14 protein-coding genes and 1 pseudogene are annotated in these 13,367 nt (G+C 62.7%); 9 read left to right on the plus strand and 6 right to left on the minus strand.

Going from position 1 to position 13,367, the window contains the following annotated elements; translation table 11 throughout:
• Positions 1-49: 49 nt before the first annotated feature.
• The 5 genes and pseudogenes from NL532_RS15400 to NL532_RS15420 form a co-directional block, all read right to left on the minus strand.
• On the minus strand, positions 50-556 hold the full coding sequence (locus NL532_RS15400; RefSeq protein WP_023829893.1) for a GNAT family N-acetyltransferase: 507 nt from the start codon (positions 554-556) through the stop codon (positions 50-52).
• Positions 556-1,326 (minus strand): copper homeostasis protein CutC, encoded by a 771-nt coding sequence (locus NL532_RS15405; RefSeq protein WP_023829894.1) that lies wholly within the window; start codon positions 1,324-1,326, stop codon positions 556-558. Before NL532_RS15405 ends, NL532_RS15400 begins: the two co-directional genes overlap by 1 nt.
• 109 nt (positions 1,327-1,435) lie before the next feature.
• Positions 1,436-1,870 (minus strand): annotated as a pseudogene (locus NL532_RS15410) (cupin domain-containing protein).
• 78 nt (positions 1,871-1,948) lie between these two features.
• Positions 1,949-2,335 carry a hypothetical protein gene (locus NL532_RS15415; protein WP_023672617.1) on the minus strand — a complete coding sequence of 129 codons (387 nt, stop codon included), beginning with the start codon at positions 2,333-2,335 and terminating at the stop codon, positions 1,949-1,951.
• Positions 2,336-2,399: 64 nt separating this feature from the next.
• On the minus strand, positions 2,400-2,996 hold the full coding sequence (locus NL532_RS15420; RefSeq protein WP_023672616.1) for an alpha-ketoglutarate-dependent dioxygenase AlkB: 597 nt from the start codon (positions 2,994-2,996) through the stop codon (positions 2,400-2,402).
• Between the two features lie 146 nt (positions 2,997-3,142).
• Here NL532_RS15420 and NL532_RS15425 point away from each other — a divergent pair, with 146 nt between their 5' ends.
• The 9 genes from NL532_RS15425 to apnL all read left to right on the plus strand — a co-directional run bounded on the left by NL532_RS15425 (position 3,143) and on the right by apnL (position 12,614).
• Positions 3,143-3,370: a KTSC domain-containing protein gene (locus NL532_RS15425; RefSeq protein ID WP_023691072.1), complete on the plus strand. Its 228-nt coding sequence runs from the start codon at positions 3,143-3,145 to the stop codon at positions 3,368-3,370.
• A 136-nt stretch (positions 3,371-3,506) separates the two neighbouring features.
• Positions 3,507-3,887 (plus strand): hypothetical protein, encoded by a 381-nt coding sequence (locus tag NL532_RS15430; RefSeq protein ID WP_023697645.1) that lies wholly within the window; start codon positions 3,507-3,509, stop codon positions 3,885-3,887.
• 423 nt (positions 3,888-4,310) lie between these two features.
• The gene (locus NL532_RS15435) at positions 4,311-5,138 is read left to right on the plus strand and encodes a phosphogluconate dehydrogenase C-terminal domain-containing protein (RefSeq protein WP_023706030.1); all 828 of its coding nucleotides are present in this window, start codon (positions 4,311-4,313) and stop codon (positions 5,136-5,138) included.
• 321 nt (positions 5,139-5,459) lie between these two features.
• On the plus strand, positions 5,460-6,401 hold the full coding sequence (locus NL532_RS15440; protein WP_023691074.1) for a D-ribose ABC transporter substrate-binding protein: 942 nt from the start codon (positions 5,460-5,462) through the stop codon (positions 6,399-6,401).
• A 91-nt stretch (positions 6,402-6,492) separates the two neighbouring features.
• On the plus strand, positions 6,493-7,137 hold the full coding sequence (locus NL532_RS15445) for a DUF2291 family protein (RefSeq protein ID WP_023823036.1): 645 nt from the start codon (positions 6,493-6,495) through the stop codon (positions 7,135-7,137).
• A complete protein-coding gene (locus NL532_RS15450) occupies positions 7,134-8,681 on the plus strand; it encodes a sugar ABC transporter ATP-binding protein (protein ID WP_023672611.1) in 1,548 nt (515 codons plus the stop codon). The genes NL532_RS15445 and NL532_RS15450 overlap by 4 nt, the downstream gene beginning before the upstream one ends.
• A complete protein-coding gene (locus NL532_RS15455) occupies positions 8,678-9,742 on the plus strand; it encodes an ABC transporter permease (RefSeq protein ID WP_023688190.1) in 1,065 nt (354 codons plus the stop codon). The genes NL532_RS15450 and NL532_RS15455 overlap by 4 nt, the downstream gene beginning before the upstream one ends.
• 2 nt (positions 9,743-9,744) lie before the next feature.
• Positions 9,745-10,779, plus strand: coding sequence for a Gfo/Idh/MocA family protein (locus NL532_RS15460; RefSeq protein WP_023681700.1), 1,035 nt, complete (start codon positions 9,745-9,747; stop codon positions 10,777-10,779).
• Positions 10,776-12,614: a D-apionate lactonase gene (gene apnL, locus NL532_RS15465; protein WP_023829895.1), complete on the plus strand. Its 1,839-nt coding sequence runs from the start codon at positions 10,776-10,778 to the stop codon at positions 12,612-12,614. The genes NL532_RS15460 and apnL overlap by 4 nt, the downstream gene beginning before the upstream one ends.
• A 1-nt stretch (position 12,615) precedes the next feature.
• Here the strand turns inward: apnL and NL532_RS15470 are convergent, their stop codons facing one another.
• Positions 12,616-13,329 carry a transcriptional regulator NanR gene (locus NL532_RS15470; protein WP_023672607.1) on the minus strand — a complete coding sequence of 238 codons (714 nt, stop codon included), beginning with the start codon at positions 13,327-13,329 and terminating at the stop codon, positions 12,616-12,618.
• Positions 13,330-13,367 lie beyond the last annotated feature (38 nt).

A 13,367-nucleotide genomic window follows, 5' to 3' on the forward strand; every position in this document is an offset into this window, starting at 1 on the left:
TCTTATGCTGCCGTGGCGATCTGCTTGCCGATCATCAGCCAGCGATGCGTCAGCGCGCAATCTGCCTGAGGTAGTAGCGCACGGTCTTCTGGCCGCCATGGATCGCCGCTTCGCCGACTTGCGCAAAGCCAAGCGCGGCATGGAAGGCGTCCGAAGCCGGATTGGGCGGTTCGGCATTAACCTCGCAGGTGACGATGCTGTGGCCCGCGCGTGCGACTTCCCCGAACAGATCCTCGTAGAGCCGGCGGGCATGGCCGCGGCCGCGCGCTTGCGCCGCGACGACGACGCGGTCGACATAGACGAAGCGTGGATAGCGCTCGCGGAACCAGAGGAAATTCGGGCTGTCGTAGGCCGCATTCTGGCCGAAGGTCATGATGAAGGCTTCGAGCGTGCCGATGCGCCTGACGTAAAACGCTTCGCCAAGCAGGAAAGACAGCCGTTCGGGCTCGAGCCATGACAGTTCGGCGGCGTGCTCATTGTTGAGTGCGAGGATGGCCGCTTCGTCCTGAGGCGAGACACGGCTGATCGGCGACGGCCCAGTCACGGCTTCGCTCATCATGCTCTGGCCGCCGCAATCGTCGCGGCAACCAGCGCCCCATAGGTGACTGTGGTGCGGTATTCGCGGTCCAGATCGCCGCCGCCCATGCCGACTTGCGGGTTGCGGTAGGCCATGGCGCTCGGTACGTCCTTGAGCGCGGCGAAATGCATTTCCGTCAGCCCGGTTGATGCCAGCACCCCGGCGATGTTTTCGGGGTCCAGCGCGCCGCAGCCGAGGATGATGATGCGGCCGTCGGCCTGGCGGACGAGATCCGCCAACAGGCCGGCGCCTTCCACCGCGGTGTCCCTCTGGCCGCTGGTCAGCACGCGGCCGACCTTGCAGCGGATCAGCGCTTCCAGCGCCTCGGCCGGGTCGCGCGTCATGTCGAAGGCGCGGTGGCAGGTGACGGCGAGCGGACCGGCGGCATCGACCAGCGCGCCCATGCGGGTTTCATCGATGGTGCCGTCGGCATTGAGGCAACCGACAACGACGCCGGCGACTCCGAGGTCACGAAGCGCTGCGACATCGGCGAGCATCGAGCTGTATTCGGCCTCGCTGTAGAGGAAATCGCCGCCGCGCGGCCGGACGATGACATGGAAGGGAATTGTCGCGCTCTCGAGTGCGGCGCGCACCGTGCCGAGGCTGGGCGTGATGCCGCCTTCGACCAGGCTGGCGCAGAGCTCGACCCGGTCTGCGCCGGCGGCCTGCGCAGCCAGCAGTCCATCGATGCCTTCGACGCAGATTTCGATCAGGGGGCGAGCATTTCCGGCCAAGGGGCGATCCTTCATGATTGCATGACGGCCAGCCCTAGCATCGGCTCGGTTGGTGGGGAAGCCGGAACAGCCAGTCGCTGCTTGGGCCAGCCCGGCAACCCTGCCTAGGTCCGTAGCGAGAGATCTATTGTTTCTGCAGCACCGTGTTCTTGGCGCCTCGTTCGGCCTGGTCGATGACCAGCAGCTTGACCGGGGCGTCGCCGATGTTGGTGGCCTAGTGCCATTGGCCGATCATCTCGATGATGAAATCGCCCGTCTTGTAGGTGTTGCTGTTGCCGGTCTCGACATTCGTCACTTTGAGTGTCCCGGCCTCGACATAGGCGTAGCGGGCAAACGGGTGCTTGTGCACCGGCAGAGTGGCGCCGACCGCAATGTCATAGGTTGAAACCAGCACTTGGACATTTTTCTGCGGCAGCACGATCGGCTGGCCGGACGCCGTCTGGCTGCGATCGGCAAGCGGCGTGACGACAACCGGCGGGCTGGTACTGTCCAGCGCCCGAGCGGGGTTTGCAGATAGCGCCGCCGCGAACAGCAGCATCGATGCCAGGATCTTTCGCATGGTTCCTCCAGGTTTTACCGCCACCGCGCGGGCGCGACGCCAAACTTCTATCTCTCGTCAGTTACTGGAGACACAACGTCATCCGCCGGTGCCGTCGTCCATCATCGTATTCGTGAGCGCTTCATAGATGTTGCTGCATACCTGGGACCGCGGACAGTGTTTTACGATGAATACCGGCACGACAGTCAGTGCGGCGGCGATCAGGATTTGCAGGAAGAGAGGAGCAGGCTCGAAGCGTTTGCCAAACAAGGCTCGGCAAGCGAAGTAGAGACTTTGAGCCAGGCATGCCCAGACAAGGACATGCAACAGCGTGCTCGTTGCTTGGGCATAGGGCGTTATGTATCCGTCGGGAAAGCCGACCATGCCAAGGTCGACGAGCCACTGCAGAGCCAGAACGCAGGACAGGCATGCCGCCAGAAAGAGCGCCACGCGGGTAACCAAAACTCTGCTGCGATCCACGCTCATGTGCGATCGAAGCACAACTGCGCTCGGTCTTCCAGAGCGGCTGCTGCGTGGCTTGGAGTGTGGCCTATTTCAGAGTGCGCAGCGTGATCGAATAGCGGTGCCCGGCGACCGGCGGAATGCTGTGCTCCCACTCGTGGCGCGCCGGGCCGTCAATGAGATAGACAGATCTCGGCTGAACCTCGATCGTCTTGCGATCCCATTTCGAGCCGTTTTTTCGGCGCAGCCGAAAGCTGCAGGGCGCCAGCAGCGAGACGCCGGCGACGAGATCGAAATGCGGCTTGTCGCGATGCCAACCTATGCCCGCGCCCGGCCGATACTCGTTGATGAGCACTTGCGCGAATTCCGTGGCCTGCCTGCCGGCAAAATCCGCGACCTTGTCGCGAAGCGGCAGCAGGAATTTCGGGATGGGCGGCGCTTCGACGACCTGGCGCCGGTCGTAGTCGTAGCGCCAGCCGAAGCCGGCGACCTGCCGGTTGGCAAGGTGGCCGTGGAAATCGAACGGCTTGAAGGACAGTTCATTGAGGTGACGGACCAGTTCCGCCTCTTCGTCCGTTGTGATCAGGCTAGGCCGGTAAGAAAATCCTTCCGGCAGCGTGTCGGCCGCGCCGAAGAGATCGCCCTGGCTGGCATACGCTGTTGTACTGGATTTCGTCTGTGCCATCTGACGGAGAGATAGGAAGCCTCGCCACCCGGGCAAGATTTTCGGCGTTGTGGTGCGCCTCCCTGTCGGAACCTCCGCATCGTTGCGGCATTACGCATGTTCGAAGCAGGATTTGGAGAAGATTTGGGGACGATGGGATTTTCGACATGCCGTCCACTGCCATCCGCAATACCCACTACGACCCGTCGACGAAAATCCTCTCGGTCTGGTTCGTCCCGAGCGGAGCCCGCTACGACTACGAGGAGGTCGAGCCCGAGACCTACGCGGCGTTCCGCGCCGCCTTCTCGAAAGGGCAATTTTTCAACGAGTTCGTGCGCGATCGCTACCGGTTTCACCTGGTTGAAGAAGGGCGTCCGCGAGCAACCGGGTTCTGAAGGTGCGGTGATCCGTATAAGGTCGCGAACCCCAATTGCTTTTCAAATTGACTTGTTTCAACCTGCTTTGTGGGGACGGACAATGCCGTGGTCGAGATGGCCGTAACATTGGGGGAGGCAGCTTTTGAAATGCATATTGATTATACTCGGCGTGGTAGGTGTCCTGTCCTCCGCTGCGTCTGCAAAAGATAATCGACAACACATCGACCCTGCCTATCAAAAAAACATCAACTATCTGGCCGGGCTGTCCGACGCCCAGTTGAAATTGGTCGTAACATGGTCAGCTAACGTCATCGCCGTTACGACGCGATGCCCGGCGCTGCAGCTGACTCCAGACGGAAAATCCAAAATAACGGCGATATACATCTTGTACGATGTGCAAGATAAACACCTGATACCCAATCCCCCCGAATTCAAGAGAGCCATCAGGTTTTATGAAGGCGCTTACCGCACGGCGGCGCAACGCACTGACAGCTGTCGGGCGGAGAAAGCCAAGGACCCGGGAAGCTACCGGTAAATAGTTGTCGGCATGATCGACTAGCAGTGATTTGGCTCGCCGGAACCCCGGCGAAGCGCGAATTCTCTATAGCCCCTTCGCCAAATCGCCGCGAGAACTCACGGCCCGAAAACGCGACCGGACCGCGCGGACGCGCTTCGCCTTGCTGGTGACGCCCCCACCGTCACTTCGCAACCGAGCCCCCGAGAAAATGGACCTAGAGGCTTCTAGCGCGGGCATCGATTGTCTGGAAAGGCAACGGCGCACTGGCTTGGTTGAATTATCGGCCGCCACCGCGGAAATCGTGCGGACGGAAGCCAAACGGCGACTGCATAGCCGCTCATCAAAGCCCTGTTCAACTCCTCAATTTGTGGTAAGGTGATCATACCAGTTAATAACGTGACGATCGGCGCGGCCGTCGTTTGAATCGGGAGTAGGGATTACATGACGACGATTGCGCTGCTCGGTGCCGGCGGCAAAATGGGTTACCGCCTGTCGACCAATTTTCGCGGATCGCTCTACACGGTACGCCATGTCGAGGTGAGCGAGGCCGGCCGCGAGCGGCTGAAGACCGGACTGGGCTTTGACGCGGTCAGTGCCGATGCGGCGCTGGACGGGGCGGATATCGTCATCCTGGCCGTTCCCGATACGCATATCGGCAAGGTGGCGGCTGATATCGAGAGCAAGCTCGCGCCTGGCACGATGGTGATAGTGCTCGACGCGGCCGCACCCTTCGCCGGCCATCTGCCCAACCGGCCGGACCTGACCTATTTCGTCACCCATCCCTGTCATCCGCCGATCTTCAACGACGAGACCGACATGGCGGCCAAGAAGGATTATTTTGGCGGCGTCAAGGCCAAGCAGCATATGGTCAGCGCGCTGATGCAGGGGCCGGAAGCGGACTACGCCAAGGGCGAGGCGGTCGCAAAAATCATCTGGGCGCCGGTCATGCGCTCGCACCGTGTCACCGTCGAACAGATGGCGCTGCTGGAGCCCGGTCTCTCGGAGACGGTGTGCGCGTCACTGCTTGTCGTCATGAAGGAAGCCGTCGACGAGGTCGTCGCGCGAGGCGTCGACCAACAGGCGGCGCTCGATTTCCTGCTCGGCCACATGAACGTGCTCGGCGCCGTGATTTTCGGCGAGACCAAGGGCGTATTCTCGGATGCCTGCAACAAGGCGATCGAATTCGGCAAGCCGGTGCTGATGCGCGACGACTGGAAGCGGGTGTTCGAGCCCGAAGAGATCGCCGCCAGCATTCGGCGCATTACTTGAGACAGAGCGAGTCGGGCGCTTGCCGGAGCGCCTCCATGGCTCGACACACCCGCCATGCCCAGATGCTTTCGCTCAGTGGGCACATGTCACCTCAATTAGTGATTGACTCATCATACCAGTTGGCTTAGCTGTTGATGGCTTGGGCAAGGATTCGCGAGAAGTACGAAGATTGGGCGAGTGGAGGGACGGCGGGGGAGCAGCGATCGTTTGGGAAGCCGGCACCGGCATTCAGCCTGAACGGATCGGCGGCCCGCGTTGCGCGACGAATTCGAGTGCAGAGGCCTTGATTGATCAAGGCAATTTTTCAAACGGGAGGACATCATGAAACTCACACGCAGAATGACACTTGCGGCTTTTGCCGGCATGCTGGCGCTTGGCACGGCGGCGCCCGCCTATGCGGCCGACCTCATTGCCATCATCACGCCCTCGCACGACAACCCGTTCTTCAAGGCGGAAGCCGTCGGCGCCGAAGCCAAGGCCAAGGAACTCGGCTACGAAGCGCTGGTGCTCGTCCATGACGACGATGCCAACAAGCAGTCCGAATTGATCGACACCGCGATCGGTCGCGGCGCCAAGGCGATCATCCTCGACAATGCCGGCGCCGACGCCACCGTCGCTGCCGTGCAGAAGGCCAAGGACGCGGGCGTGCCGTCGTTCCTGATCGATCGCGAGATCAACGCCACCGGCGTCGCCGTGGCTCAGATCGTCTCCAACAACTACCAGGGCGCCCAGCTCGGCGCGCAGGAGTTCGTCAAGCTGATGGGCGAGAAGGGCAATTTCGTCGAGCTGGTCGGCAAGGAATCCGATACCAATGCCGGCATTCGCTCGAAGGGCTATCATGACGTCATCGACGATTATCCGGATCTGAAGATGGTCGCCCAGCAATCGGCAAACTGGAGCCAGACGGAAGCCTATTCCAAGATGGAATCGATCCTGCAGGCCAACCCGGATATCAAGGGCGTCATCTCCGGCAACGACACGATGGCGATGGGCGCGTATGCGGCGCTGGTCGCGGCAAACCGCAAGGACGTCATCGTCGTCGGCTTCGACGGATCCAACGACGTGCGCGACTCCATCACCGCGGGCGGCATCAAGGCGACCGTGCTGCAGCCGGCCTATGCGCAGGCGCAGATGGCGGTCGAGCAGGCCAACGACTTCATCAAGAACAAGAAGTCGCCGGCCAAGGAAAAGCAGCTGATGGACTGCGTCCTGGTCAATGGTGACAATGCTGCCAAGTTGGAAACGTTTGCGCTGACCAACTGAGCCGGCGTGACATGAACAGCGAGGGGCGACCCAAGGGTCGTCCCTCGTCGGCATTTTCCGTGGGTATTGATCACATGCTCAACAAGCCATCATGCTGAACAACAAGCCGACCTGGCCGATCCTTGCCGTGATACTCGGCATCAGCTTGACCGCCTGCAAGATCCTCCCGACCCCTTCGGGGGGCAGCGGCAATGCCGCCGTCTTCAATCCGGACAAGATGGTCGAGGAGATCTGGGCGGCGAAGGTCGTGCCTTACCTCCAGCAGAAGGCCGGGCCGTTTGCCGAGGTCCACGCTCTGGCGAAAACCGATCCTGCTTCCGCTGGCGCCAAATATGGCAATCCGAAGAAGCAGGCGAATTCGCCATGGACCTTCGCGGTTCGCGTCGAGGGCAAGATCATCGCCGCCAACACGCAGTCGCGGGCAGCGACCATGGATGTCGATGTCGACGGCGACGGCAAGGCCGATGCGCGGGTACAGATCGGACCGGCGATGCGCGGAACCGCGCTGCGCGACAGTCTCGATTTCATCCAGTTCAACGATTTTACCAACCAGATCGACTTCGCCCAGTTCGGCAAGGCGTTCAACGCCTATGCCGTCAAGGCCGTGCTTGCCAAACTGCCGCGTGACGCGCTGGAAGGCCGGACCGCCAAGGTCCTCGGCGCCTATACGCTCGAAAACGGCCAGGACCTGCCGCTGGTGACGCCGGCGGAGGCAGAAATCGGGCCGAAGCCATGAGCGCTGCGGTTGCTCACGATGTCGTCTTGAAGCTGGAAGACGTCTCGAAGGTCTATTCCGGCACCGTCGCGGTCAAGCGCGCGAATTTCGAGGTGCGCAAGGGCGCCGTCAATGTGCTGGTCGGCGAAAACGGCGCCGGCAAATCGACGCTGATGAAGATCATCGCCGGCGTCGAACAGCCGACGCTCGGCCGGATCCTCCTGGAAGGGGAGGAGGTCTCCTTCTCGTCATCGGGCGACGCGGTGAACCGCGGCATCGGCATGGTGTTCCAAGAGCTGAACCTGTTTGGCAATATGACCGTCGCCGAGAACATCTTCGCCACGCGCGAGATCACCAACCGGTTTCGCAAGATCGACCGCAAGGAGCAGGAGCGCCGTGCGGCCCAATTTCTCGAACGCCTGCAGGCCGGGATCCGACCGGACATGCTGGTCGAGGATCTGCGCATCGGCCAGCAGCAGCTGGTCGAGATCGCCAAGGCGGTTTCGCTCGATGCGCGCATCCTGATCATGGACGAGCCGACCTCGGCGCTCAGTGCGGCGGAAGTCGAGATCCTGTTCAAGGTGATCGCCGACCTCAAGGCGCGCGGCGTGGCGATCGTCTACATCTCGCACCGGCTGGAAGAACTGATCCGCATCGGCGACTACATCACCGTGCTGCGCGATGGGCACATCACCGGCCAGGAGGAGATGAAGAACGTCGACACCCGGTGGATCGTGCGGCAGATGATCGGCTCCGACGCCAAGGATTTCGCCAAGGCCGACGGCCATGTTCCTGGCGAAGAGATATTCCGCGCCGAGGACATCTGCCTGCCGCGCGCGACCGGCGGGCTGGCGGTCGATCACGTCTCGCTGTCGCTGCGCGCCGGCGAGATCCTCGGCATATACGGCCTGATGGGCGCCGGGCGGAGCGAGCTGTTCGACTGCATCATGGGCCGCCATGGCCAGGCGACCGGCGCGATCTTCATCGCCGGCAAAAAGGTCAAGGAGCGCGACACGACGCGGCGTATCCGGCGCGGGCTGGCGCTGATCCCCGAAGACCGCCAACGCGAAGGGCTAGTCTCGATCCTGTCCGTCGCGAGCAATCTGACACTGGCCAGCCTGTCGCGTTTTGTCCGCCTGTTTCACATTCGCGGCGGCCAAGAGAAGCAGGCGGTGACGCAGATGGTGCGGGAACTGGCGATCAAGGTCGCCGACCCGGCGCAGGAGGTCTCATCGCTGTCGGGCGGCAACCAGCAAAAGGTGGTGATCGGAAAGGCGCTGCTCACCGGGCCGAAGGTGCTGCTGATGGACGAGCCGAGCCGTGGCATCGATGTCGGCGCCAAGGCCGACGTCTTCCGCACCATGCGCAAACTGTCGCGAGACGGGCTCGGCATTCTGTTCGCCACCTCGGATCTCGATGAGGTGATGGCGCTGTCCGATCGCATCGCGGTGATGAGCAATGGAAAACTGACGGGCATGTTCGATCGCGCCGAGGCGACGGAGGCAGCCCTTGTCGCCGCCTCGGCACTTGGCCACGGACCGGCCCCGCACACGGAGAACCCATGACTGACATCCCGGCCAAGGCGGCTGTCTCCTCCGTTTCGAGCGGCTCGCTGCTGCTGACGCTGATGAAGGCGAGGACCTTCATCGCGCTGATCGCCGTCTTGATCTTCTTCTCGATCGCGGCGCCGAATTTCCTGTCGACAGCCAATCTGATCCTGATGTCGAAACATGTGGCGCTGAACGCCTTCCTCGCCATGGGCATGACCTTCGTCATCATCACCGGCGGCATCGATCTCTCAGTCGGCTCGATCGTCGGCCTGTGCGGCATGGTCGCCGGCTACCTCGTGCTCAACGGCATCGACCTGCAATTCGGCTACACCGTCTATTTCAACGTCGTCGAGATCGCGCTGATCACGCTGGCGGTCGGCATATTGATCGGCGCCGTCAACGGACTGCTGATCACCAGGCTGAACGTCGCGCCGTTCATCGCCACGCTCGGCGTGCTCTATGTCGCGCGCGGCCTGGCGTTGCTGTCGTCGGACGGCCGCACCTTCCCCAACCTCGTCGGCAAGCCGGAGCTTGGCACCACCGGGTTTGGTTTCCTCGGCGCCGGGCGGCTGCTCGGCCTGCCGGTGGCGATCTGGATACTGATCGTCGTTGCGCTGGCGGCGGCCTACCTCGCCAAATACACCCCGCTCGGCCGCCACATCTTCGCCGTCGGCGGCAATGAACGGGCGTCGCGAATTTCGGGCGTTCGTGTCAACATGGTGAAAATGTTCGTCTACATGTTCTCCGGCTTCTGCGCGGCGATCGTCGGCCTGATCATCTCGTCCGAACTGATGGCCTCGCACCCGGCAACAGGCGAAAGTTTCGAGCTCAACGCCATTGCGGCGGCGGTGCTCGGCGGCACCTCGATGTCGGGTGGGCGCGGCACGATCGGCGGCACCATTGTCGGCGCCTTCGTCATCGGCATTCTTTCGGACGGGTTGGTGATGATGGGCGTGAGTTCCTTCTGGCAGATGGTGATCAAGGGCCTTGTCATCATCGTCGCCGTCGTCGTCGACCAAGCGCAGCGCCGGCTGCAGAGCCGGGTGACGCTGATGCAGATGGCAAAGGCAGGCTGAGCATGGCGGAGTTGCGGGGAGGGCTCATCGGCTGCGGCTTCTTTGCCATCAACCAGATGCATGCCTGGCGCGACATTGAAGGCGCCGCGATGGTCGCCATTTGCGACCGCGACCCGGAGCGGCTGCGCATCATCGGCGACCAGTTCGGCATTGCGAAGCGCTACACCGACGCGGCAGAGATGTTTGCAAGCGAAAGCCTCGACTTCGTCGATATCGCCACCACCGTTCCCAGCCATCGTCCGCTGGTCGAGATGGCGGCGCTGCACCGTGTGCCGGTGATTTGCCAAAAGCCGTTCGCGCCGACGCTTGCCGACGCCAAGGCGATGGTGAGGGCCTGCGTGGAAGCCGGCGTACCGCTGATGGTGCATGAGAATTTTCGCTGGCAGTCGGCGATCCAGGCGGTGCGTGCCGTGCTCGACAGCGGCGAGATCGGCACGCCGTTCTTCGGGCGCATCTCCTTCCGCTCTGCCTATGACGTGTTTTCCGGCCAGCCCTATCTCGCCAAGGGAAAGCGCTTCATCATCGAGGACCTCGGTATCCACAGTCTCGACATCGCCCGTTTTCTACTGGGCGACGTGTCGACGATCACGACGCGAACCGCGCGCATCAACCCCGGCATCGCGGGCGAAGATGTCGCGACGATGCTGATGGACCACAAGAGCGGGGCGACGTCAGTGGTCGACTGTAGCTACGCGACGAAGCTCGCCACCGAACCGTTTCCCGAAACGCTGATCGAGATCGACGGCAGCGACGGCACGATCCGCTTGGCGCAGGGATATCGGCTCACCGTCACCGGCAGGAGCGGCACGAAGATCACCGACGTTTCGCCGCCCGTACTCGCCTGGGCATCGCGCCCATGGCACAACATCCAGGAGAGCGTCGTCGCCATCCAGCAGCACTGGGTCGACTGCCTGGCAAAGGGAACCGAGCCGGCGACCTCGGGCGCCGACAACCTCAAGACATTCGCGCTGGTCGAGGCGGCCTATCTGGGCGCCGCGAGCCACGAACCTGTCCACCTGGATGGCTTGCTGACATGACAGCCGACGCCTTCCTCCTCTACGGTACGCATGCCGTCGAGGCGGAGCCGGTCAGGCTGAATGCCGGTCTGCTCAGCGCCGACTTTGTCAACGGCAACCTGCGCACCATCCGTTACGGTGGCATCGAAGTGTTGCGCGCCATCGCCTACATCGTGCGCGACCGCGACTGGGGCACCTATGAACCGGCGCTGACGGACCTTGCCGTCGATCAGGACGCCGACAGCTTCTCCGTCAGCTACTCCGCAACTTGCTTAGCGCCGGGCGGAAGCCGGCTCGACTTTCGCGCTACGATCAAGGGCTCCGCCAACGGTCACCTAGTGTTCGACGTCAGCGCGGTCCCTGAAAGCGATTTCGAGACCAATCGCTGCGGTTTTTGCGTCCTGCATCCGATCGCCGGCCTCGCCGGCAGCCCGGTCACGGTCGAGCATACCGACGGCAGCGTGGTGGCGACGAAACTGCCACTGCTGATCGATCCCTGGCAGCCTTTCAAGGATTTGCGCGCGATCACCCATGAGGTCCGGCCGGGCATCACTGCCGAATGCCGGATGGAGGGCGACACTTTGGAGATGGAGGACCAGCGTAACTGGTCGGACGCGTCATACAAGACCTATGTGCGGCCGCTGGCGCTGCCATGGCCCTATGTGCTGCCGGCCGGCCAAACTGTAAGCCAGACGGTCAGCCTGCGCATCACCGGCGAGGGGAAGATGCCGGCTGGCGCAGCAAGCGCCGAACCGGTCCGTGTCGAGCTCGGTGAGGCCGGGCAGAGGTTGCCGGATCTCGGCGTGATCATCTACCCGGATGAGGTCGAAGCAGCGCTCGCAAACCTTTCGACATTGACTGAGCTCGGCCCGCAGCAACTTGTCTTCCACTACGATCCGACGCGCGGCCACGGTCTCGAAGCATTGCGGTCTTATGCAAGGCTCACTGCTGCCTATCCAGTCGGCACCACACTCGAATGCGTCGTTGCCTGCGCGGGCGATCTCGACGCTGAACTTTCAGCCGTCGCGAACCTGGTGCGGCAGGCCGGACTAAAACTCTCGGCCATTGCCGTCTCGCCTTCGGTCGACCGGCAGTCGACGCCGCCGGGCAGCGCGTGGCCGGACTGTCCGCCGCTGGAAGACGTCTATGCCGCTGCCCGTCGCGCCTTTCCGGGTATCAAGCTTGGCGGCGGCATGTTCAGCTATTTCACCGAGCTCAACCGCAAGCGCGTGCCGGCGGGCCTGCTCGATTTCATCACTCACTGCACGTGCCCGATCGTGCACGCCGCCGACGATCTCAGCGTCATGCAGTCGCTGGAGGCGCTGCCCTTCATCACCGCGTCGGCGCGGGCAATCTTCGGGGCAAAGCCTTACCGCATCGGTCCGTCGACGATCGCCATGCGCCAGAACCCCTACGGGGGCGCGACCAAACCCAATCCCGAGGGACAGCGCATCGCCATGGCCGATCGCGACCCTCGCCATGCCGGCCTCTTCGCAGCCGCATGGGCGATCGGCTATGCCGCGCGTGTCGCGTCGGCCGGGCTGGAACTGCTCACGCTCTCCGGCTTCGCCGGACCGTTCGGCGTGCTCGCAGCATCCGGCGAACCCGTCGCGGAAGGATCGCCTCGGCCGATCTTCGGTGCCATCAAGGGGCTTTGCGAACTGGCCGGCCTTGCGCATGTGGCGGCAAGGACGAGCGATCAGACGAAGGTGCTGGCGCTGGCCGGCCGCTCCGCTTCGGGCAAGACCGTGGCGTGGCTGGCGAACCTGACGGCGAACGACGTGACGGTCGACATCTCAGCGTTTGGCCGAGGCCAACTGGTGATGACCCCTTACGCGATCACGCGGATCGGCTGAATCAGTTGCCGGAGTTCATCACATAAAGCGCGCGCGAGCGCTCGAGGTGCTTGATCATCGCCTTCTCGGCGCCGTCGGCATCCTTCTTCTCGATGCGGCCGATGATCTCTTCATGCTCGGTCAGCGTGAACTGTTCCTTGCCGGTCCAGATCAGCATTTCGGTGTGATATTCCTTCAGCCAACCGAGCATCGCCTCGCTGACGGCGATATAGATCGGGTTGCCTGAAATGGCCGCGATCTGGGTGTGAAACTTCATGTCGGCTGAAATGAAAGCCTCGGAATCGCCGCGAAAGCCACGCTGTTCGGCAATTGTGGCCCGCAGCTGCTCAACGTCCTCGGCAGTGGCATTTTCGGCGGCTTCCCTGACCATGCCGCGCTCGAAGAAGATGCGCGCCGTTTTCAGGTGCTCCAGCGTGTCCTTCGACGACGACAGGATGATCTTGGCTGCGCCGTCGACCTGCTTGATGATCGACTTGGCGGTCAGCTGCAGCACCTTGGCGCGTTCCCCATGCGAGATCGCGACGAGGCCCATATTGCTCAGCGCCTGCATCGCCTCGCGGATCGCGGGACGGCCGACCTCGAAGCGCTCCATCAACTCGCGCTCCGACGGCATGTCGTCGCCCGGCGTCAATTCTCCGCTGGTGATCAGGCGCTTCAGCCGCAAAAAAACTTCGTCGGAAAGTTTGCGCCGGACGATCGGCTCCGAACGGTTCATCGTCGCGAATCACTCCCTTGACCTGTGTCTATCTAGCA

Origin of the sequence: Mesorhizobium sp. C120A (assembly GCF_030323105.1) — a bacterium.
Taxonomy (GTDB): domain Bacteria; phylum Pseudomonadota; class Alphaproteobacteria; order Rhizobiales; family Rhizobiaceae; genus Mesorhizobium.